A 22,057-nucleotide genomic window follows, 5' to 3' on the forward strand; every position below is an offset into this window, starting at 1 on the left:
CTGGTCTCGGTTTCGGTTTTCCTGGCGGCGGTTGCGCTGTTCCTGTTCGGCGCGTTTATCTTGATGCCCGCCTTCCAGACCCGCAAGCTGATTGCGGAAAGCCTGATCGCCGAAGGCATGGCCAGTCGCCGCTCTCTCGCCGGGCAGGAGCAGTTGGCCAAGCTTTCGGCTCAGCGTCCGGTTGAAGCATACTTTCGCTCTGTCGAAAAGGAACGAGGCGCGCCGAACGCACTCGAGGCTAAGCTGTTCCGTGCGGGGTTCTATCAGGCGAGCGCGCCAACCATTTACACATTGTCACGCATTGGAGCAGTCGGACTGGGTTTTTTGGGCTGCTACATCGGGTTGACCTCTGTGCTGCCTCCACAAATGCCCGGGTTCCTGGCATTCGCGGGCGCCGCCTTGTTTGGCCTCGGCTGCCTGGTTATACCGAGTGTCGCATTGGATCGGTTCGAGAATGCCCAGAAGCAGACTTACCGGCGGGGCTTTCCCGACTTCATGGATATGATGATCACCTGCGCCGACGCCGGCATGAGCCTCGAGGCCGCGGTGGAGCGGGTGAGCAGCGAACTCGCCGGGACGCACAAGTGGCTCGGCATACAGCTGTCGATCATGAACCTCCAACTGCGCGCGGGAAAGCCATTGCGCGATGCGCTGCGCGACCTCTCGGACCGCATTGGCCTCGATGAGGCTCGATCTCTAGCCGTGCTGTTTCGACAGTCGGAAGAGCTAGGCACAAGCCTGACAGAGGCACTTCGGGTCTATAGCGACGAGATGAGGTCACAAAGAATCCTGCGCGCTGAAGAGCGTGCCAATGCCTTACCCGTTAAGATGATGATCCCCCTTGGGCTGTTCATCTTTCCGCTCGTGCTGATGATTGTCTTGCTGCCCGTCATTGTCAGAATGCAGGGGGTCTTCTTCTGATTCGACTGGTGGCCAATACGAATTTGCAATGGCACCCGTTGGTGCCGAGGGGACAAGAATGACAAGGCCTATCCATATCGCCATCGCCATATGCCTGATGGGCAGCGCACTTGCGGGTTGTCAGAGCAGCACTCTCGACGATGGCGTGGTCCGTACCAACGAACCGGTTTCGCCTGAATTCACTGCTTTTGGCGATGCCTTCCAAGGCTTGAAGACAGTCGCTGACGTCGAATATTTCGCCTCTGATCAGGCAATGACCGAGGCCAAGAACCAGTTCCGGCAGGAAAATTACGGCAACGCCGGCGCTCTGTTCTACAAGGCGGTGAAGCTCGCTCCGAATGACGGCGTCGCCTGGCTCGGACTTGCAGCCTCCTGCGACCGCATCCGCCGTTTCGACCTGTCGGACATGGCCTACCGGCAAGCCCTCAAGCATCTCGGTGCAACAATCGAATACTACAACAATGTCGGATATTCGTATCTCCTGCGCGGCAATCTGCAGGAGGCGCGAAACAACTTCCTAAAGGCCTACGAGTTGGCTCCCAACGATCCCACGGTGGTGAACAATCTTAAGTTGCTCTCGTCCAGCGTGAAAAGCCTCGAGCGCTGACATGCTGCCTGTTGCCTCGATCATTATGAAGCTATTGGCAGTCCCGTTGCTGCTTCGGATCGGCAAGCTCGACTTCACGACACAGCGGATTGCCAATAGCGACGTGCTGTTGTTGTTTTGCCTGGGGGTAGCGTCATTGTTCCTTGTCTCGCTCGCCGAGGGTTCGTGGTGGAGTTTCGGCCTCAGCGCGCTCGCCGGGCTCGTTCTGTTCCTGGCGCTGTTTCCATTCTGGCTGCTGCAAAAGGTAGGCGCCGGCGACGTAAAATTGATGGCCGTCGCTCCGATGGTGTCGGGCGGTGCCGACCTGACGGTCTTTGCGATCGCGCTGCTGGTCTTCGCGCTGATGACGGCTGCGGTGATCAAGAACCCAATGCTTCTGCCGTCGCCGGCGTTTCGCGTTTATGTTGAGCACCTTGATCGAAAGCGCGTCGTCCCGTTTGGCGTGCCGATCGCGGCGGCGTTGATTGTGACGATTGCCTTGCAAGTTTTTGCACAAATTTCGAGGGAAGGAATCATTTGAACTCCATCCAATCGCCGGATTGGAAAAGAGCTTTGAGAAATCCTTAGCCGCTTGTGCGTTGCTTGTAGTGACTCGCAAGTGATCCCTGCGCAACCGAGTGGGGGGAGGATTGTCGCGGTCACCCCCAGTGAGCATCGTTTGCTGATTGAACAAACCTATCAAGATCGCTTTGGGGGCGACGTTGGGCGAGGTTAACCGCTTGAAACCACGCAAGCCATCGCGGCGCCGGTTGGTGCCGCGCGATCCGGTCGTGCGGCTGCTGACGACGCTGACACTGCTGAGCGGAACACTGGTCGTCTATCTGGCGATCGACGACAGCCCGACGAGGCTGCCACGCGTTCATTCCTTCGACTTGAGTTCTGTGCCGTCCGCCGGTCACAAACCGGGCTGCAATATCAAGGGCAACATCAATGAACGCGGCGAGCAAATCTATCATATGCCCGGCCAGTCTTATTACTTCGAGACAAGAGTGAACTTGGCGCGTGGCGAGCGTTGGTTCTGCTCGCAATGGGAAGCTTGGTGGGCCGGCTGGCGCAAGTCGAAGGTCTAGCGCCTGACCCAAGGCCCCGCCACCTCACGATGGCGGGGCAAGCTGTCCGCGCTTGGCGCGCCGCGGTACTCAAACACGCCCGCCGATGCTCAGGATGCATCGTCAGCAACCAATATTACCCCTACACGGATATGTGGCGCCACCTGCTCATGCCACTACTAGATCGATGGTGGTTATCCGGGCCTTTGCGGCTGGCTCATCGCGAGCGGACCTGTCTTTGAGGCTGGCGATGGCGAGACACCGAACATGCCAGAACGCCCTTGGCGACCACTTTGCAAGGGTGATTTGAGGCTCTCGACGACTGGAGTCTGGTGCAGTCTTTCGTTCCGCCTTTTTGAGTGCAGTCGTTCACATTGACCGCTGGCCCTTCCGCCAGTGAGGTCCCACTCTGTTGGTTTCTGGGCAATGTCGCTCACAACATACGCTCGTGTTGTCCCGGCTCCCAATCTGCCTGGTTCGCCGTCATATCTCATCGCCCCTGCAGCCGGTGATCGCCCGCGAGGCGAAGTCATGCGCAGTTTTGAGTGAAGCAAACCGCTTCTCAGCCAAACATCGGAAAATTTTCAGAAACCGTTCGGGATTTCCGCGGGCCTTAGTCGCAAAAAGATGGGGCTGGAAGCCGCATCGCCCGATCGCTCCCAGCCAACGCGTGTTCCCCGGTCGCTGCATCGTCCCCGCGCTACCGCAACATCTGGTCATGGAGACAACATGATTGCCGCAGCTTTTTACAACCGCCCACTGAGGCGCCGCCTCCTTGTCGCACCGATAGCCGTTCTTACCTGCAGCGCCGCTATGGTCTGGCACGGTGCCAGCAGCGACTTCTCGAACGCCAAGCCCGCCGTACCCGCGACCAAGCTGGTCACGACAATAGCGGTCGAGCCCATACGCAATGCCGATACCCGTAACGCTATCGGCGAGATACGCCCGAGACTCGAGAGCGATCTCGGCTTCCGCGTTTCCGGCAAGCTGGTCGAGCGCACCGCGCAGATCGGCTTAGTGGTGAAGAAGGGCGAGGTTCTCGCCCGCATCGATGACCAGGACTACCGCAACCGCCTGAGCAGCGCCGAGGCCGACGTGGCGTCAGCACAGGCGGTGTTTGTCGAGGCAAGTGCCGCGGAAGCACGCATCGGTGCGTTGCTCGCCAAGGGTTTCACGACTCGTGCCGACCATGACGCGACGCTTAAGAATTTGCGCTCCGCGCAGGCCAAGCTGAAATCGGCGAGCATTGCCTTTGAGATGGCCAAGGACCAGCTCGGCTACACCGAATTGCATGCCGATTTCGACGGCATCGTCACCGCTGTTGGCGGCGAAGCCGGCCAGTCCGTCAATGTCGGGCAGATGGTGGTGCGTGTCGCCGATCCGAAGAGCCGCGACGCGGTGTTTTCGATCGCGGAAGCGGTCTTTGCGCGCGATCGTCATGGCAAAGAGATGCCGGTCGTGACGGTCTCGCTGCTCAGTAATCCGGCGATTTCAACAATAGGAACCATCAGGGAGATCGCGCCCGTGGCCGATGCCGCGACCCGCACTTTCGAAGTGAAGGTGTCACTTCAAGATGCGCCCGAGGAAATGCGCTTCGGCGCGAGCATCTCTGGCCGCGTCGACACCGCAGGCAAGCCGGTCGTTGTACTGCCTGGCAGCGCGCTGTTCGACAAGGAAGGCAAGCCAGCCGTCTGGGTTGTCACGGCCTCGTCGGCAGTAGAACTCAAGCCCATCGAGATTGCCCGCTATGAGACCGACCGCATCGTCGTCAGCGATGGGCTCGCGGAGGGCAATATCGTCGTTACTGCCGGCGTCAACCGGCTGCGGGAACACGAAAAAGTTCGTACGGTTGAAGGACAAGAAAAATGAGCATGTCGAAGACAAAGGTCCTGATCGCGGGCGCCGGTCCGACCGGTCTCACGCTCGCGCTTTGGTTGACGCGGCTCGGCGTGCAGGTGCGCATCTTCGACAAGGCTGCCGCTCCCGGCGAAACCTCGCGCGCGCTTGCCGTCCAGGCGCGCACTCTGGAGTTCCATCGCCAAATTGGCATTGTCGACGACATTCTTGCCGCGGGCGTGCGGCTCGAGCAGCTCACCGTGCACACGCCGGCCGGCGTTGAGGCAAAGCTGCCGCTCTCCGATTTCGGTCGCGACATCAGTCCCTACTCCTTCGCCTTTGCGCTGCCGCAGGACATTCACGAGCGCTTACTGATCACGCATCTCGAACGCGCTGGCGTCGAGGTCGAGCGCGGCACCGAGCTCGTCACTTTCCAGGACAAAGGCCAAACAGTCATTGCCACCTTGAGCAAGGATGGGCGAACAGAGACCGTCAGCGCCGCCTATCTTGCTGCTTGCGACGGCGCGCGCAGCACCGTGCGCCATGGCCTGAACATCGGCTTCCCTGGCGGTACCTACGAGCAGTCTTTCTACGTCGCCGATGTGATCGGCAGCGGCGACGTCACTCGCAACGGCATGGACGTAACCATCAGCTCCTATGGCTTTGCCATCGTCATGCCGGTCCGGCAGTCGGGCTCGTTGCGGCTCATTGGCATTGTGCCGAAGGAGCATGAAGCGGACGAAACGATCACCTTCGAGGCAATCCGCGCCGATGTCGAGCGCGATACCGGAGTTAAGGTCAACGAGGTCAATTGGTTTTCGACCTATCGCGTACATCACCGCGTTGCCGAGCGGTTCCGGATCGGCCGCGTTTTCCTGTGCGGCGATGCCGGGCACATCCACAGCCCGGCTGGCGGCCAGGGCATGAACACCGGGATGGGTGACGCTGTGAACCTTGCTTGGAAGCTAGCCGCCGTGGTGCAGGGCCGCGCCGATCCGCGCCTGCTCGACAGCTACGAGCCGGAGCGCATCGCCTTTGCCCACACGTTGATCGAGAGCACCGACAAGGCGTTCCGCGTTGTCACCAGCCGTTCGCGGCTGATCGGCTTGTTCCGGCGCTATCTGATGCCGAAGATAATGAACGTCGCGCTGCACACCTCGTTCGGCTCGCGGGCTTTCTTCGGATTGATCTCGCAGGTAGCGATCCAGTATCGCGCCGGGCCGATCAGCACGGGCACGGCGGGCAAGGTGAGTGGCGGCGACCGTCTGCCCTATGTCCCAGGTGTAAGGGGTGACAATTTCGAGCCGCTGCAGTCACTGGACTGGCAGGTCCATGTCTATGGCGAAGTCAATGCCGAGTTCCGGTCGATGCACGCCCCGACCGGCATTCCGGTTCACGCCTTTGCCTGGTCGGACGCGGCTCAGAAAGCCGGCCTGCAGCGTAACGCGGCCTATCTGGTGCGACCGGATGGTCATGTCGCGCTCGTCTCGCCCGTGCAGGAGGCCGCACCGTTCCAGCGCTACCTCGCCGGCCTCGCCATCAGGCCGAGAACCGCCGAGCGCGCGCCCTACCGGGTGCCCTGCACCATGCACAGCCTGGCCTGAACCCACGGCGCCCGCCGGATCGGGGGGCGACCGCCAGAGCTCTAATCGCCACTTGTCCGCCAGCCGGCGCAGCCAGCCGCGCGTCGGGATGGCGCGTGCCATGAAACGGAGATGCAATATGACCAGCTTCAACCTTTCCGACTGGGCGCTGCGCCACCGGAGCTTCGTCATCTACCTGATGATCGCAGCGGCCCTTGCTGGCCTGTTCGCCTATCAAGGCCTCGGCCGCGAGGAAGACCCGCCCTTCACCATCAAGACCATGGTGGTGAAAACGCTGTGGCCAGGAGCCACGACCAGCGACACGCTTGAGCAGATCACCGACCGCATCGAGAAGAAGCTCGAGGAGCTTCCCGACCTCGACTATGTCAAGAGCTACACCAAGCCTGGCGAATCGGTCGTCTTCGTGAATCTCAAGGACACGGTCGCGGGCGATCAGGTGCAACCGCTCTGGTACCAGGTGCGGAAGAAGCTCGACGACATCAAGGCGACCCTCCCATCCGGCGTCCAGGGCCCGTTCTACAATGATGAGTTCGGCGACACCTACTCGCTGATCTACGCGCTCACCTCCGATAGTCTTAGCCATCGCGAGCTGAAGGACTTGGCCAGCAGCCTGCGCACCGGGCTGCTCACCGTGCGCGACGTCGCCAAGGTCGACATGACCGGCCAGCAGGACGAGAAGATCTATCTCGAATTCTCGACGCACAAGGTGGCCGCGCTCGGTCTGGACGTTGGCACGCTGTCGCAGGCGTTGCAGGCCCAGAACGCGCTGACCCCGAGCGGCACGGTCGACGCGGGCCCCGAGCGCATTGCCATCCGGGTCTCCGGCAGCTTCACTTCCGAGGAGAGCCTGAAGGCGATCAACTTCTACGCCAATGGCCATTATTTCAGGCTGGGCGACGTCGCCGAGGTCAGGCGCGCCTATTCGGACCCGGCGCAGCCGATGTTTCGCTTCAACGGCAAGCCAGCGGTCGGTATCGCAATCTCAATGACCTCGGGCGGTGACGCCCTGGCGCTGGGCGAGAACGTCAAGGAAAAGATGCGCGAGATGGAGGCCGAGCTGCCGCTCGGCGCCGAGCTCGGACTGGTGGCTGACCAGTCGCATGTGGTGGAAGAATCCGTCGGCGAATTCACCAAGAGCCTTGGCGAGGCGATCGCCATCGTGCTTGCCGTCTCGCTGCTGGCGCTCGGCTGGCGCCCTGGCATCGTGGTGGCTATCGCCATCCCGCTGGTGCTCGCGATCACCTTCGTCACTATGGAGTATTTCGGAATCTCGCTGCAGCGCATCTCGCTCGGCGCGCTGATCATCGCGCTCGGCCTGCTGGTCGACGATGCGATGATTGCGGTCGAGATGATGATCTCGCGTATGGAGGAAGGCTACGACAAGATCTCGGCCGCCACCTATGCCTACACATCTACAGCCTTCCCGATGCTCACCGGCACCCTGGTGACGATCGCCGGCTTCGTGCCGGTCGGCTTTGCCAAGAGCGGCGCTGGTGAATACTGCTTCTCGCTGTTCGCCGTCGTCGGTATCGCGCTGGTCGCTTCCTGGGTCGTGGCGGTTCTGTTCACGCCGCTCACCGGCGTTGCGCTCTTGCCGGAGCGCATCAAAAGCCATGGCAGACATCAGCCCTCGCGCATCGCCCGCGGTTTTCAGGCGGTGCTCGCAGCTGCTATGCGGGCGAAGTGGCTGGTGCTGTCAGCGACTGCGGGGCTGTTTGCGCTGTCGGTCGTAGCGATGGGCTTTGTCGGACAAGAGTTTTTCCCGAAGTCCGACCGGCCAGAAGTCATGGTCGATCTCACCTTGCCGCGAACTGCCTCTATCAAGGCGACTGACGCGGTGGTTGAGCGCGTGGAAAAGCTACTCGCGGCAGATCCGGATATCGACCACTGGAGCTTCTATGTCGGCCAGGGCGCCGTGCGTTTCTACTTGCCGCTCGACGCGCAACTCGCCAACGACTTCTTCGCCCAGGCGGTGGTCGTGACCAAGGGTCATGCCGTGCGTCAGGCCGTAATCGATCGGCTGGAAAAGTCGCTCAGCGTGGGCTTCGACGACGTTATGGCTCGTGTCACGCCGCTGGAGCTTGGCCCGCCGGTCGGCTGGCCGCTGAAGTTCCGTCTGAGCGGTCCCGACCCGGACAAGACGCGTAGCCTGGCGCAGCAGTTCGCACAGGTACTGGGCAGCGATGCCGCCGTGCGCAACATCAACTACGACTGGAACGAGCCGGCCAAGATCATCAAGGTCGAGGTCGACCAGGATCAGGCGCGTGCGATGGGCATCTCCTCGCAGCAGCTCTCCGACGCGATCAACGCAGTCCTCTCGGGCTCGAAGATCACGCAGATGCGCGACGACACGTACCTCGTCGACATCGTCGCCCGTGCAGTCGAAACGGAACGCGCCAGTATCGACACGCTGCGCAGCCTCACGATCAACGCATCGGGTGGACGGCGCGTGCCGCTCGAGCAGGTAGCGAAGCTCAGCTACCAGACCGAGCCGCCACTGATCTGGCGCCGCGGCCGCCTGCCGACTGTGACCGTGCAGGCCGACGTTGCGCCGGGCAACGACGCCACTTCAGTGACGCGGAGGCTGGAGAATGCCATCGCCGCATTCAAGGCGGAGCTGCCGGCCCGCTACAGAGTCGAGCAGGGCGGCGTGATTGAAGACAGCGCCAAGGCCCAAGCCAGCATCCTCGTGGTCTTCCCATTGATGCTGTTCATCATGGCGACCGTGCTGATGATTCAGCTGATGAGCTTCCAGCGCCTTGTGTTGGTGCTGCTCACCGCTCCGCTCGCCCTGATCGGCGTCGCCGGTGCTCTTATTCTGTCAGGCGCACCGATGGGTTTCGTCGCCATCCTCGGCGTGATGTCACTGATTGGCATGGTGATCCGCAACTCGGTGATCCTGATCTCGCAGATCGACCAGCACATCGCCTCGGGCGAGGAGCCATGGGACGCGGTAATCAGCGCCACTCAGCACCGGCTGAGGCCGATCCTGCTCACGGCTGCAGCGGCCATCCTCGGCATGATCCCGATCGCTCCGACCGTGTTCTGGGGACCGATGGCATATGCGGTGATGGGCGGCCTGATGGTGGCGACCTTGCTGACGCTGGTGTTCCTGCCGACCCTCTATGTGACGTGGTTCGGCATCAAGGCGCCCGATGAGGCATTGCCAGTGGCGAAACCCGCCGAAGCGATTGCCGCCTGAACAGGCGCTCAGCCGGCCACGGCGGACTATGCCGCCGTGGTGGTCGAGCGGCAGTCACCCAAACAGAAGGATATCGATCATGACCCCATTCCGTGCAAACCACCCATTCGCATCACTGCCGGCTTCCTGGTGCTCGCATCGGCCGGTGGGCTTTCCACCAACATTGCCGGCTCGTTCTTCGGGCGCCGGCGCCGGCATCAGCTTGATCGCCTCGTACAGGCTCAGTGTCAGCTACGCGACGACTGCGGTGGTTGCCCACGTCGTGGCTGCGGCGAGATCCGCCAAGCTTGCCGCATCCTCCCACTAAACGTTGATCAGACACTTAGGAGAAAGAAAATGCCTATGAAATCGATCATGAAAATCCGCTCGGCTGCAGCTTTGCTCGCCATCGGCATCGCCGCCGTCGAAATCATCGGCAGCACAGCGCCCACCCTGTCGCTGGTCGGCGTGGCTGAGGCCCGTGTCGGCCAGCCCTGGACGCCGCGCAGCGCCGCGGGCGTCGCACGGCGCAACACGACAGGGCAGGTGCTCAGGCACACCACCGCCTGGGTCGCGACTTTGCCGGCAGGTTGCGTTCGCACCAAGGTCAAGGGCTTTGACGTCTGGCGTTGTGCCGGAACCTATTACCGGCCCTATCAGGGCCGCTACGTCGTGGTCGTCGTCGATTGACCGGCCTCAGCGATCGCCGAGGGCAAGCCGGATGCCCTCGGCGAGGTGGTTCGCGTCGGCTTGGTTCTCGAACGGTACGCCACGCAGTGCATAGTCCAGCGGCGAGAAAGGATCGCCCTCCTTGATGAGGGCGATTTGCCGCCGCGCCCGCTCAATGTCGCCCATCTGGGCATAGCAGGCCGCAAGCCTTGTCCGAATCCACGGCGCCGGGCGCGTGGCAAGCTCCAGCGCATCTGATGCCTGCCGGTATTCGCCCATCATGTAGAGCGCAAGCGCGCGGTCGAACTGGTACCAATGCGGATGCAAGGGATCGATACGGATGCCGCGCGCCAGCCAAGTCAACGCCTCCATCGGACGCCCTCGCATGGTGAGCAGCATGCCCATCTGCTCAACGCTGTCGGCATCATAGGGGTTCAGCTGCAGCGCTATGCGCATGTGGTGTTCCGCGGCTTCGTGGTCGCGCATGTAGAGGCGGATGAGCGACTGCACGCGATGTCCGGTCGGCTGGTCCGGCGATAGCGCCAGTCCCTTGTCAGCAAGGTCTTGCGCGTTTTGCAGCACAGCGTCACTGGCGCGTCCGAATTCGCCGTCGAGTGCCCGCGCCAGCGCGAGGTAAGTGAAGGCCAATCCATAGTTCCGGTCCTTGGCGATGGCGGCCTCAAACAAAGCCTCGGCGCCACGCTGGTCGGTCTGGGCCGGATCGCGCAACAGCGCAAAGCCACGCAGCGCCAGCTCGTAGGCGGCAAGGCTGGTGACTGGCTTGCGTGAGGCGTGCTCCAGTCCCACATTGGTCACCCGGGTGACCAGCCTGCCGACGATCTGCTCGACGATCTCGCGCTCGATCGCGAAGAGGCCTGTTCCTTGCGACTGGTAGCGGTCACCCCAGAGCTGGCTGGCGGTCGCGATGTCGACGAGGCTGACAGCCACCACGACATGCTCGCCCTGCCGGCGGAGCGAACCTTCGACCAAATAGTCGGCGCCAATGCGGGCGCGTATCTGAGGCCAGTCGGCGCGTCCGAATGAGGCGAAGGAGAAGCTCGAATTGCGCGCCAGAACAGTGATCGTGCCAAAGCGCGCCACGCCGTTGATGATGTCCTCGGCAAAACCGTCGACCATAGCTTCGTCGGCCGGATCGCCGCTGTCGTTGCGGAAGCGCACCACGGCGACGACCGGCTGGGCGCCGATCTCGGGCGCCGCCTCGGCCTCGGCGGCAAGCATGTAGCCACGCTTGGAGACCGTGCGCACCATGTCGTCGCCGAGAACCTTGCGGATCTCGCGGATCGACTGGGTGAGCGAGTCTTCGGTGACGTAGACGCCTGGCCAGGCTACGTCCATCAACTCCGATTTCGGAACGACCCGCCCCATGTTGCGGGCAAGATGTGAAAGAAGCGCATAAGCCTTCGGACGCAGGAACAGCGGCTCGTTGAGGCCGCGCAACGTTCCCATGGCCAGGTCGAGCGTAAACCCGCCAAATCGGAAGACCTGATGAGCAGTCGCCGTCGTCATCGGACACCTCTGCCCGGGTACAGCGCCGCGTCGATCCCATCCGACGCGGCATGGTCTAAGCTCATTATTGCCCACTACGCAAGTGCGAGCAAACTGGCCGTCCGCGCTCAGCAGAATCAGGGATCATCAATCGCGTGATCGCGCCAGCATGGTCATAATACTGCTGCAGCCTATCGTGCTTTTCCAGTCTGGTTTCGGGCAACGGCAACTGATCTCTACGCCTCTCATGTGGCGCACATCGGACGACGTGGCACTAAGAGCCAAACGGCCGGATATGCCTGTTCTGGCCGCATCAAAACAAGCAGCGCATAAAGCGGATACATCAGCGCGTCTGATAGGGCGACACTGCTGGGACGATGTCGGAGCAAATTCGCGACCGGCGGCTTAAGCAGTGTTTGGGTGGAACGGCGCTGCAAACTAATAATTCGATAGGAATGCCTATTCGGTCCAGCGGAACAAACGCGTCAGAGAGATGTTACGACACGGATGGGACCTGTTTTTTGGAGATTGATCATGAAATTCCACCCCAGGATTCTGGCGGGGACTGCACTTAGTTTGCTAATGGCATCTTCGCAATCGGGTGCTATGCCGAATGGCAACGAGTTGGCAGCTACACCGAACTTGACGACAACACAGGGGATGCTGGTTCAAGCCGATTGCCTCGAGAGCGAGACGGCAGAAGCGTGTTCATTGCGCCTGCAGCAAGGGGCTCCAGCTGAAAAGGTGCCCGCCCCGGTGCCGGAGACAGCCCCGGCGCCTGAAGCGCCGGCAACGCCGTCGCCGGAAGCTCCGGCGGCTGATCAGCCCGCGGCCGAACCCGCGCCGGTCCCGTCTGATCAGCCACCGCCCGAACAGCCTACCGCCGAACAACCAGCGCCAGAGGCGCCTGCGGCTGAACCCGCGCCGGTTCCGTCTGATCAGCCACAGCCCGAACAGCCTGCCGGTGAACAACCAGCTCCGAAGGCGCCGGCTACCGAACCTGTGCAGCCGGCTACTGGTGACCAGGCTCCGCAATCGGGCGAAACGCCCGCTGACCCTAATGCTGCACCACTCCTTGACAGCCAAAAGGAAGCCCCGGCGTCGGACGGCGCTAGCCAATCGGACCAGCCTGGGGACAAGGCAGCTCAGCCGGCCCCTGCACCGGTCGATCAGGGGCCGCCGCCCACTTCCGACGCTGCCGCCACCGAAGCTGCCCAGCCAGCGGAGATCCAGGCGGTGACGGTCGAAAAGGGCACTCGCGTCGAGCGAGCGCCCGACCAAGATATGCGCCGCCGCGAACGACCGGAAGGAGCCGATGTCGTGCGCGAGATTGGCGACCGCATCATCATCCAGATCAACAATCAGGTGATCGTCGAGAGCAACGATCGGCCGCGTATGACTCGCGGCGCGCGCGAGGTCTACTACGAGGACCTGCCGCGCGGACGGACACGCGAAACGATTGTGCGCGAGAACGGGACGCAGATTGTCACTATCCGCAATCGATATGGCGACGTCATTCGCCGCTCGCGCATTAGCCCAGATGGCCGCGAATACGTGCTCGTTTATGTCGATGAGCGTAACTACGATCGTGTCGGGGACTGGCGCGATCCGGGTCTCGACTTGGGACCGATCCGTCTAACCATTCCCGTCAACGAATACATCCTGGTGGCAGCGCAGGTCGAGGAAGCGGATGACTACTATGAGTTCCTTGAAAAACCGCCCGTGGAACGGGTGCAAAGGCTCTATTCGATCGACGAGGTCAAGCGCTCAGCTCGTATCCGCGATATTGCCCGGCGCGTCGACCTCGACACCCTGACCTTCGAGTTTGGTTCCGCGGAAATCCCTCAGAGCGAGGTCGTCAAGCTGGAAGGTGTGGCGAAGGCGATGGAAAGGCTGCTTGAGAAGAACCCCGCGGAAACCTTCCTAATCGAAGGCCACACCGATGCCGTGGGTTCCGACCTCGATAACCTGGCCCTATCGGACAGGCGTGCGGAAGCCGTTGCCGAGGCGCTCACGAACAGCTTCGCAATCCCGCCGGAGAATTTGGCGCCACAGGGGTATGGTGAGCAATATCTCAAGGTGAACACCGAGGAAGCCAACCGCCAAAATCGGCGCGTTGCTGTCCGTCGCATCACGCCGCTGGTGGCGCCTGTGGCAGCAGCTAAATAAGTCCACATTACCCGCGGCTTGACAACGAGCCGCGGGTTCCAACAGGCCATCGACCTAGGACAGCGCCGATGTAATCCTGACGGATATCCAGCCTACCCCTGAAGTCGCAGTTCCGTCAGATGCTAGAGCACCGACAGATAGGCGAACAGTGAAGATCGGCGGCTGACGACCTGTCCATGGGCTAACGATCTAATTGGTGCCAGCTTGGCTGAACACAACCGTTCGGTCGCCCTTCCGCACCTCCACCGCTACGATACCTTTCTGCTTTCTACCGGAGAAGGCCGCCAGCGCGTGGTCCCGCGCGGCCTTCTCTGCGTCGACCGGGACTTTCTCCACAATGCCCTTTTTACCGTACCAAATCAGCGTGTAGGTCATCGTTGACGTTCCTTTTCAGTCGCTTTTCTCTAGCGCGCAGTGGCATCGGAGCGAAACGGACGACTTATATAAGGCACGCTCTTGGACGCGCGGGAAACATCCACCGTAACCCTTCCCGATCTTCCTGCAATGCCACGGAAAAGTCGAACTGGATTGCGCCCGCGAGGACCTGTATTTCACAATGGTCCTGCCGCTCCGCGACACCAGGCCTCCTAGCCCTGACCGGGGGGCCTTGCTGCCTTTTGCTTTGTCAATAGCGGGAGCATCGTATCGCTGGTATTGATGTCGCCTATTTCCAGCACGGGCGCGGCAGATGACATCAGATACAGATAAACCCGAGGCTGTCGAGCAACTGTTCGATACACCAGACCTTGCCACTGCGCTGGAAAGCGAACAATTCAAGAAATTCCTCGATCAGGTGCCGATTGCCATAGCGGTCTCGGACCTCAAGGCGAAGGAGCGCGTCGTCTATGCCAATCCGGAGTTTGAAAAACTCTCGGGCCTGACGGCGGCCGGCCTTACGCGGCAAAACTGGTCCGCACTTTCCGGCGTTGGCCTCCACCAGCAACAGGACCGATCGCTGGCGAAGGCCGTGATCGAGGAAACCGATTTCGTTGGCACCTTCCGGCTGGAGCGCGACGAGGATAAGCAGGCGCTTATCGACGTCTATTCCAATCTTATCGAGGACGACAACGGCAAAGTCTGCTTTCGGCTGGTGGCGCTTGTCGACGTGTCGGCTCATGGCGAGACTGAGGATCCGCGCTCGGTCGAAGAGCGCGTGCGCGAAAAGGACACGTTATTGCGCGAGTTGCAGCACCGCGTGAAGAACAACTTGCAGATGATAACCGCGTTGATTCGTCTGGAAGCCCGAAATGCTACCGAGCCGGACCAGAAGCGCTTCGAGAGGCTCGCCGGCCGCGTCGACGCCCTCGCCATCCTCTACCAGACGCTGTCCGATGACGAGCAGAAGGATGAGGTCGATCTCGGCGTTTATCTCAGCCAGATCGCGTCAGCGGTGATGACCTCGCATGCGGTCGAGGGTATTCGCCTCGACATGAAGGTGGATACCTATCCGGTCTCGATTAACGTCGCCATGCCGACAGGCTTGGTGGTAAACGAGCTGCTGACCAATGCGCTCAAACATGCCTTTCGTGGGCGTGACGGTGGCACAATAATCCTACACAGTATCGTGAACGGCGATGGTTGCAAGATCACCGTTGCGGACAACGGTATCGGACTGCCTGAAGGGGAGAGCTGGCCCAAGCATGGTAAGCTGGGCGCGCTGATTGCGCACTCGTTGACTGAGAACGCCAAGGCGGAATTCGAGGTCAACTCAAGTGCTACGGAGGGAACCAAGGTAACCATCGTTTTCAAACGGTCGGCGGCTGCCGCAGCGAACTGACGCCTTCAGTCTTGGTGACGCTGAAGCGGCGGGATTTGGCACGTGCGTTGGTAATCACCCGATATCAGCGCAAGCTACCCGACGTGCTGAGCGTGGAGGAAGCAGCGCGGCTGCTCGAAGCAGCCCTAGGCATCAAGTACAAGGCCGGACTCGGCGCCGCTTATGTCGCTGTTCCGGGTGTCCGAGGTCGCTCATCTCAAGGTCGACGACATCGACAGCACGCGCGTGCTGATCCGCGTTGAGCAAGCCAAGGGTCGCAAGGATCGCAACGCCGCGCTCTTGCCGCGGCTGCTGGACTGCTGCGGCCTTGGTGGCGCGAAGGGCAAGCGCCGCGGGGTGATCTTCCCGCATGGCTGGCTGTTCCCCGGGCGCAGCTGCGCCGATCCGATCTCTTGGCGGCAACTGCATCGCGCGGTTCAGGAGGCAGCCGAAGTCGCCGGCATCTGCAAACGCGTCGGCCCGCGCACGCTGCGGCATAGCTTCGCTACCCATCTGCTCGAACAAGACGTCGACATTCGCGTTATCCAGGCGCTGCTCGGCCACAACAAGCTCGATACGACCACGCTCTCTACACCAAGGTCTCGACCAGGACGATCCATGCGGTCGCCGGGCCCCACGCGGCGACCTTCGCATTGATGCTGGTTGCGTTTCGGAACGCAACAACGTTGCCGGTCACCGCTTTTGGTGATCCGCCGCTCGAGGTCGTAGCTGTTATTCTGCCCGACAGCGCCACAGAGCTGGCCATCGGTAATGGTCAGCATTACAGATGGCCTTGGCGCGAGGCCGTTGCTGACGTCAAATTGGTTGCTGAGGAGTCGGCGCTTCGTAAGCCATGTTGTTAGGACATCGGGACGAGGTACTCCTCAGGAGGCAGGCACTGCACCTTGACGCCAACGATATCGTCCCACCCATTGGTGATGATGTCTCTAGCCTTCTCCTGATCCTTGAGGGTCGGAAATACCGGGTCGACATCGTGCCCTTTGTGGCTGGGCTGTTGGGGGCTTCCCCGGAACTCGATAGGGACCTTTCCATTGCGCATGAGGTCTGCGAACCGGATAGGATAGCAATGGCCTTTCAACCAAGCGAGCTGCGCCTCGTCTGAACACAGATACTCCATCCATAGCCGAGCAGCGTTTGGATGCGGAGCATAGGCGCTGATCGCCTGGACATAGACACCCGCAACGACGGCGGTCCTTGGCCTGATGACTTCGATTCTCGTTGCCCCTCTAAGGCGGTCGCGGTCGCCAAGCGCGAGGTAGTCCCAGCGAACGAGGATCGGCGTGCGGCCGTCAGCAATCGAGTTGGCATCGCCGATAATGGGAACAAAATTGCCGTTATCATTGAGATCGGCGAAGAACTTCAGACCCTGATCCGCGGCTTCTTCGACGTCTCCCTTCGCCGCTGACAAGCCTGCGGCGAACACGCTCTGGATCGCTTGATTTGAAGAAATATTGCCTGCGAGGCCGACCGAGTTCCTATATTCCGGCGCGGCAAGATCCGCCCAATCCCGCGGCATCTTGGTCACCCGGTCAGCGTTGATCTCGAACGCAAGGACTCCGTAATAGCCGCCATACCAATGCCCTTGTGCATCCTTGGCCGCTTCCGGGATTGTGTCCCACGTTGACGCCTTGTACGGCTGCAACAAGCCGTCCCCCTTTGCCGATGAAGCAAAGGACATGCCAAGGTCGACTATGTCCGGTGTTTGGAGGGCGGTCTTGCCTCGCCCTGCCTTGATCGCCTCGATCTGAACGGCTGAGCTGGCACGGGGCCGGAGTTCGTTGATTGTCAGACCGTATCTCGCCTTGAACCTGTCTATCAAGACGCCATATGCGCCCCAGTCGCGCGGCAGCCCCATGACGGTAAGCTGCCCTTCTGCTTTGGCAGCGGCAACCAGGTCTTCCATTGCATCGGCGGACGCCAGGGCGTCGCAAACCGACACGGCACCCGTTGATAGGGCGGCGGCTCCGGCCAGACCTGCTACCTTGAGCGCATCACGGCGACTCAGCGGTCGCTGACCAGCGGCAGGTTCAAGCCCCATTGTGTGTTCGTCTGTCGATCCATGTTTCATGGTTCGTTTTCCTCCATCGGCTTGCGTTCGATGCAAGTTCCTCCGCGTCGATTTTCTGGCATCGACCGCGGTCTTGAAGGTGGGAGCGAGAAGCGGGTTCGCGACGTCCTATGATCCACTATGCCATATGTAGGGAGTGCGCGATATGCAGTCCCACGAGCAGAGCTGCGGTGATGACCGCAAGACCAGGACGCAATTCAAAATGGAGCAACGGCTGCAAAGGGGGCGAAGAATGAACATGACGTAATCGCGGGAGCGGTGGCCACCCGAGAGGTGGCGGCTCCGTTGCAGTCGTCGCCGTGACCCATGGCGGAAAGCCCCCGTTTGATGTCATGGGCAAGTGCGCGCTTTGTTGGAGCGGCAGCGCACACAGACGGACAATGCCCTGCGTGGCCACCTTGCAGAAGAAGGGTTAGTAGTTGCGCAGGGACCTTCGTAAATCGACCCTTGCCGAGATGGTGCAGAGCTTCAGTTTTGCAGACCCTACTGCCGTCGGCGCACTCGACAACAGCTTTCCTCGCTACAATGGCGCCCCGAGCCTGAAGTACCCGATCATCATTCAGGACGAGGCCTAGAAGGGCAGCGCCTGTTCGTGTCGGCGAAATTGTTGGTGCCAGCCTGGCAGAAGGAGGCCAGCCCGGGTCGTCCGCCCGGCCGATGCCCGTTCCGAGACCATCGCCACCAACGGCATGTTCAAGAGTGCCTATGCCTCTAAGCGCTGTCTGATACCGATCGACGGCTATTTCGAGTGGAAGGACATCCACGGCACAGGCAAGGAGAAACAGCCCTACGCGATGGCGATGAAGGACGGTTCGCCCTTCGCATTGGCCGTTATCTTCGACATCTGGCGCAACCCATCAACTGGCGAGCTTGTTCGCACATATTCTGTTGTCACCTGCGCGCCCAACGACCTGATGGCGACGATCCAAGATCGGATGCCGGTCATACTGGCCTCGACGGACTATGCCCGTTGGATCGGTCCGGAGGCCGATACTGCAGACCTAATGAGGCCGTTTCCATCCGAACTCACGACGATCTGGCCGATCTCGAGGAAGGTCGGTTCGCCGAAGAATGACACGCTCGACGACATCTAGTCTTTCTCGCCTCACGGCGGTCGAACAACGGTATGACCCGCGACGCTCTAGGGGCGAATGGCTTCGGAGAGCGTTGCCAGCCACACGCCGAGTGCGTCGATTGCGTCGGCTACGATCGCTGCTGGTTCCTCGGCGATATCCAACCAGATCGGTTTCTCATCAGCGGCAGGAGGTTCCAAGGCTTGGAATTGGCTTTCCAGGAGGGAGGCCGATGCGAAGTGATCTCTGCGGGCCAGCAGCCTTGAATTGATCAAGTCTTTTGATCCGTGAAGGAACAAAAACTGGACGTTGCCCAGTCTCTGCCGCAGGAAATCCCTGTAACTTCGCTTCAGGACCGAGCAGGCGATCACGACCGGCTGCCCCGTTTCTGCAGTTGCAGCATCGCAAACGGTGGCGAGCCAAGGCCAGCGATCGGCATCCGTCAAGCCGATGCCATTTCGCATCCGTTCCACGTTTTCCTTGCTGTGGAATTGGTCGGCCTCCACAAAGGCGCCCCCAAGAATTTTGGCAAGCCGGTGTCCGATCTCACTCTTGCCCGTCCCGGCCACACCCATGACGACAAGGTATCTAGAAGGGACGGCGGCTCTTGGCTCGTCAGAGCTTACTGGCCTGGGACTACTCGGCGTCATGGATAAAGTCCCAGCAGCCGGATCGGTCCGAGTGTGAACACCGGGAAGAGGACGAGCAGGAAGATTGCCACCGTGAGAACTGCCATTGGCGCAAGCGAGCCGCGTATGACGTCTTCCACACGCATATTGGCTACTTGAGCGGCTGCGAACAGGCAGACACCCACTGGCGGTGTCACAAGGCCGAGCGTCAGTGTCATCACCGCAACAACCAGGAAGTGGATAGGGTCGATGCCGAGAGACATCACCGGCGGCATCAGCACCGGTATGAGGATGAACATCGCCGGGATCGCCTCCATGAAGATGCCGATGATCAACAGGAAGACGAAAATGACAAGCAGTCCGGACACCGGCCCTACGCTCATGGCATCGAGGAGAACAGCAACCTTGTCTGGCAGACCTTCGAAAGCGAATATCCATGCCGCAAGCTGCGAGGTAGCAGCAATGAACAAGATGGTGCCCGAGAGACGCGCGGTTGAGATCAGGATTTCGGGAAGGGCGGACAACGGAATGGTGCGATAGACCAGCATCGCCAGCACCAGCACGTAGACAACCGCAACCGCCGCCGCCTCGGTTGGCGTGAAGGCACCGCTGGCAATGCCGGCCACCAGAATGACTGGCGTCAACATGGGAAGGATGGCTCGAAGGCCGGTGACGATCACGGTGCGAAGCACAAATGGCGAGGGTGGATTGTAGCCATAGTGCACCGAGTAGAAATGATTGAAGACCATGAAAGCGAAGGCAATGAACAGGCCCGGCACCAGGCCTGCGACCAACAGGGTGCCGATTGAAACGTTGGCGATCGAACCGGCGATGACGACGAGAATCGAGGGTGGGATGATCGAAGACAGGGTTGCGGTGCAAAGCGTCATGCCAACCGCATAGCCCTTGGGAAAGCCATGACGCTCCATCGCCTTGATCTCGATCGCGCCGACTGAGGCAATGTCGGCCACGGACGAACCGGACACGCCGGAGAATATGACTGACGAGATAACGTTGACATGGCCAAGACCGCCAGGAAGCCAGCCTACGATCGCCTCAGCAAAGTCGAAGATACGTTCGGCAACCCTGCCTCGCTCCATGACGGCGCCGACGAGAATGAACAGTGGAACAGCAACGAGCAGAAACGAGTTCATCGATGAGAACATCGTCTGTGTCAGGAGATCGAACGGCATCGGCGTAAACAGCAAAAGAGTTGCCACACCGGCCAGTCCCAAGGCGATGGCCAGCGGTACCCCGAACATGCTCATGACGAAGAAGATGATCAGCAGGAAGAGGCTCATGCTCATGGTCTTGCTCCCGTAGTCATATTGATGTCGGCATGGGCGATCTCACCGGGGGGAAGGCCGGGCTCCGGCAACGCGATCAATTCGCGACGAGTCCTGAGCGACTCGATGATGGCCAGGATGGCGACGACCGAAGACACCGGCATTACGAGCCCGATGACCCACATCGGCAAAGGCAAGGTGGCAGCGACCTCGTTCATCATGATCTGCTGGCGAACGAGCGTGATGCCGGTCCATCCCGTGATGAGGAAGAACGTCACAGAAGAGACGACATAGATCGGCACGGCAATATGGCGGAACAAACCACGGGCCATGGCCATGAAGACCACGACGCGCGCCGATTCCACGGTCCGGAAACCGGCGGCAAGCCCAAGAAAGACCATCCAGATGAAGAGGAAGCGGGTCGCCTCCTCGGTCCAGGGCAGAGGCCGGCCGAGCAGGCGGCCTGTCACCTGCATGAGCACAACGATCAGGATGCCGCCACATGCGGCACCGGCGGCGACGTCGGCTACCAGCCTGACGGCGCGGCCGAACAGGGGATCCTTGGAGTTCATCTGAACAGTCCTTGCGAAATGGTCCGGAACATCCGCAGTGCCATTCGGGGAACGACACATGGCCGCCCCTCCGGAGGTCACTGCGGTGGCCCGACCCGTCAGTTCTTGCCGACGAAAGCGAGGGTGCGGTCGAAGAATGCCTGGTCCTTGACGAGGCCCGCAAAGGTCGGAGCAAGCTTTTGCGAGACGGCAATGAAGGCCTCGCGCTGCTCTGGCGTCAACTCGTTGACCTCCACACCCTTTTCCTTCAGCGTCGCAATCGATTTTTCGATATCGGCGGCATCGTTTTCGGCCTTCCAGGCCTCGGTTTCCACGGCAGCGTCCTGCAGCGCTTTCTTGTGCGCGTCCGACAACCCTTCAAAGCGTGCGGGATTAACGCCCACCACCCAAGCATCGGCGATGTGGTTGCTGATGGTGAGGTATTTCTGGACTTCGTAGAGCTTTGCGCTGACAGGTACATTGACGGGGTTTTCCTGTCCGTCGACGACCTTGAGCTGCAGCGCATTGTAGACCTCGGCGAAGGCCATGGGCGTCGGCGCCGCGCCCATCGCACCGAAGAATTCGACCCAGAGCGGATTGTTGGGCACCCGCAGCTTCATGCCCTTGAGGTCTTCCGGCTTGGTGATCGGCAGCTTCGAATTTGTGATCTGCCTGAGCGGCCGCGACCAAAGATCGAGCCCTTTGATGCCGATCTTGTCGAGTTCGGCTGTGAGCTCCTTACCGGGTTCTCCATCGAGAAATCCCCTGAGTTGGGTCACGTCGTTGAACAGGTAGGGCACCGCAATCGCGGTGAATTTCGGATTGAAGGTGGCGTAGAGCGACGTCGCGTTCAACAGCATGTCGAGCGAGCCGCCGGCGAGCTGTTTGACGCCCGCTGATGGATCTCCGCCATACAGCGTACCGTTGGGAAAGACGCGAATCTCAAGATCGCCGTTGGTCTTTTGCTTGACGAGTTCGGCAAAATGTTTCGCAGCGAGTGTGATTTCCGAAGTGTCGGCGTCGGGCGTCGAAAGCGTCAGAGACTCTGCCTGGCTTGCGCCGACCGAAAGAAGCAGCGCGCCCACGAGCGAGCCGATCAGTTTCATTTTCATAACCTATCCTCCCTTGATT

18 protein-coding genes and 1 pseudogene are annotated in these 22,057 nt (G+C 60.9%); 12 read left to right on the forward strand and 7 right to left on the reverse strand.

Annotated elements, in window-relative coordinates; translation table 11 throughout:
- The first annotated feature begins 63 nt into the window (after positions 1-63).
- The 8 genes from ACSQ3E_RS05905 (at position 64) to ACSQ3E_RS05940 (ending at position 9,888) form a co-directional block, all read left to right on the forward strand.
- Positions 64-921 carry a type II secretion system F family protein gene (locus ACSQ3E_RS05905; RefSeq protein ID WP_310323424.1) on the forward strand — a complete coding sequence of 286 codons (858 nt, stop codon included), beginning with the start codon at positions 64-66 and terminating at the stop codon, positions 919-921.
- A gap of 58 nt (positions 922-979) precedes the next feature.
- Positions 980-1,528, forward strand: a complete 549-nt coding sequence (locus tag ACSQ3E_RS05910) for a tetratricopeptide repeat protein (RefSeq protein ID WP_436121986.1) — start codon at positions 980-982, stop codon at positions 1,526-1,528.
- A gap of 1 nt (position 1,529) precedes the next feature.
- Positions 1,530-2,048: a prepilin peptidase gene (locus ACSQ3E_RS05915; RefSeq protein WP_310322878.1), complete on the forward strand. Its 519-nt coding sequence runs from the start codon at positions 1,530-1,532 to the stop codon at positions 2,046-2,048.
- 145 nt (positions 2,049-2,193) lie between these two features.
- Positions 2,194-2,598 carry a sunset domain-containing protein gene (locus tag ACSQ3E_RS05920; protein WP_310322880.1) on the forward strand — a complete coding sequence of 135 codons (405 nt, stop codon included), beginning with the start codon at positions 2,194-2,196 and terminating at the stop codon, positions 2,596-2,598.
- Positions 2,599-3,306: 708 nt separating this feature from the next.
- Positions 3,307-4,446, forward strand: coding sequence for an efflux RND transporter periplasmic adaptor subunit (locus ACSQ3E_RS05925; protein ID WP_310322881.1), 1,140 nt, complete (start codon positions 3,307-3,309; stop codon positions 4,444-4,446).
- 2 nt (positions 4,447-4,448) lie between these two features.
- Entirely contained in the window at positions 4,449-6,017 is a 1,569-nt protein-coding gene (locus ACSQ3E_RS05930) for an FAD-dependent monooxygenase (protein ID WP_310322882.1), read from the forward strand.
- 118 nt (positions 6,018-6,135) lie between these two features.
- On the forward strand, positions 6,136-9,219 hold the full coding sequence (locus tag ACSQ3E_RS05935; protein ID WP_310322883.1) for an efflux RND transporter permease subunit: 3,084 nt from the start codon (positions 6,136-6,138) through the stop codon (positions 9,217-9,219).
- Positions 9,220-9,555: 336 nt separating this feature from the next.
- Positions 9,556-9,888, forward strand: coding sequence for a hypothetical protein (locus ACSQ3E_RS05940; RefSeq protein WP_310322884.1), 333 nt, complete (start codon positions 9,556-9,558; stop codon positions 9,886-9,888).
- A gap of 6 nt (positions 9,889-9,894) precedes the next feature.
- Here ACSQ3E_RS05940 and ACSQ3E_RS05945 read toward each other — a convergent pair whose 3' ends face one another.
- Positions 9,895-11,394 (reverse strand): winged helix-turn-helix domain-containing tetratricopeptide repeat protein, encoded by a 1,500-nt coding sequence (locus tag ACSQ3E_RS05945; protein WP_436121987.1) that lies wholly within the window; start codon positions 11,392-11,394, stop codon positions 9,895-9,897.
- Positions 11,395-11,907: 513 nt separating this feature from the next.
- On the opposite strand from ACSQ3E_RS05945, the gene ACSQ3E_RS05950 reads away from it, so the two are divergent.
- Entirely contained in the window at positions 11,908-13,542 is a 1,635-nt protein-coding gene (locus ACSQ3E_RS05950) for an OmpA family protein (RefSeq protein ID WP_310322887.1), read from the forward strand.
- A gap of 189 nt (positions 13,543-13,731) precedes the next feature.
- Here the strand turns inward: ACSQ3E_RS05950 and ACSQ3E_RS05955 are convergent, their stop codons facing one another.
- Positions 13,732-13,917 (reverse strand): hypothetical protein, encoded by a 186-nt coding sequence (locus tag ACSQ3E_RS05955; protein WP_310322889.1) that lies wholly within the window; start codon positions 13,915-13,917, stop codon positions 13,732-13,734.
- 313 nt (positions 13,918-14,230) lie between these two features.
- Here ACSQ3E_RS05955 and ACSQ3E_RS05960 point away from each other — a divergent pair, with 313 nt between their 5' ends.
- Together ACSQ3E_RS05960 and ACSQ3E_RS05965 are read left to right on the forward strand one after the other, a co-directional pair.
- Positions 14,231-15,319 (forward strand): sensor histidine kinase, encoded by a 1,089-nt coding sequence (locus ACSQ3E_RS05960; protein ID WP_310322890.1) that lies wholly within the window; start codon positions 14,231-14,233, stop codon positions 15,317-15,319.
- Between the two features lie 162 nt (positions 15,320-15,481).
- The gene (locus tag ACSQ3E_RS05965; protein WP_436121988.1) at positions 15,482-15,955 is read left to right on the forward strand and encodes a tyrosine-type recombinase/integrase; all 474 of its coding nucleotides are present in this window, start codon (positions 15,482-15,484) and stop codon (positions 15,953-15,955) included.
- 202 nt (positions 15,956-16,157) lie between these two features.
- Here ACSQ3E_RS05965 and ACSQ3E_RS05970 read toward each other — a convergent pair whose 3' ends face one another.
- Positions 16,158-17,357, reverse strand: coding sequence for an ABC transporter substrate-binding protein (locus tag ACSQ3E_RS05970; protein ID WP_409014626.1), 1,200 nt, complete (start codon positions 17,355-17,357; stop codon positions 16,158-16,160).
- A gap of 485 nt (positions 17,358-17,842) precedes the next feature.
- Between ACSQ3E_RS05970 and ACSQ3E_RS05975 the strand changes: the two are divergent.
- Positions 17,843-18,481, forward strand: a pseudogene (locus ACSQ3E_RS05975) (SOS response-associated peptidase).
- 47 nt (positions 18,482-18,528) lie between these two features.
- Here the strand turns inward: ACSQ3E_RS05975 and ACSQ3E_RS05980 are convergent.
- The 4 genes from ACSQ3E_RS05980 to ACSQ3E_RS05995 all read right to left on the reverse strand — a co-directional run bounded on the left by ACSQ3E_RS05980 (position 18,529) and on the right by ACSQ3E_RS05995 (position 22,038).
- Positions 18,529-19,035: a gluconokinase gene (locus tag ACSQ3E_RS05980; RefSeq protein ID WP_310322895.1), complete on the reverse strand. Its 507-nt coding sequence runs from the start codon at positions 19,033-19,035 to the stop codon at positions 18,529-18,531.
- Positions 19,036-19,106: 71 nt separating this feature from the next.
- Positions 19,107-20,390: a TRAP transporter large permease gene (locus ACSQ3E_RS05985; protein ID WP_310323426.1), complete on the reverse strand. Its 1,284-nt coding sequence runs from the start codon at positions 20,388-20,390 to the stop codon at positions 19,107-19,109.
- 2 nt (positions 20,391-20,392) lie between these two features.
- The gene (locus ACSQ3E_RS05990) at positions 20,393-20,947 is read right to left on the reverse strand and encodes a TRAP transporter small permease (RefSeq protein WP_310322896.1); all 555 of its coding nucleotides are present in this window, start codon (positions 20,945-20,947) and stop codon (positions 20,393-20,395) included.
- A 98-nt stretch (positions 20,948-21,045) separates the two neighbouring features.
- Positions 21,046-22,038, reverse strand: a complete 993-nt coding sequence (locus ACSQ3E_RS05995) for a DctP family TRAP transporter solute-binding subunit (protein WP_310322898.1) — start codon at positions 22,036-22,038, stop codon at positions 21,046-21,048.
- Between the last annotated feature and the right edge of the window lie 19 nt (positions 22,039-22,057).

The sequence above is a fragment of the Aminobacter sp. LjRoot7 genome, assembly GCF_964252895.1.
GTDB lineage: Bacteria > Pseudomonadota > Alphaproteobacteria > Rhizobiales > Rhizobiaceae > Aminobacter > Aminobacter aminovorans_B.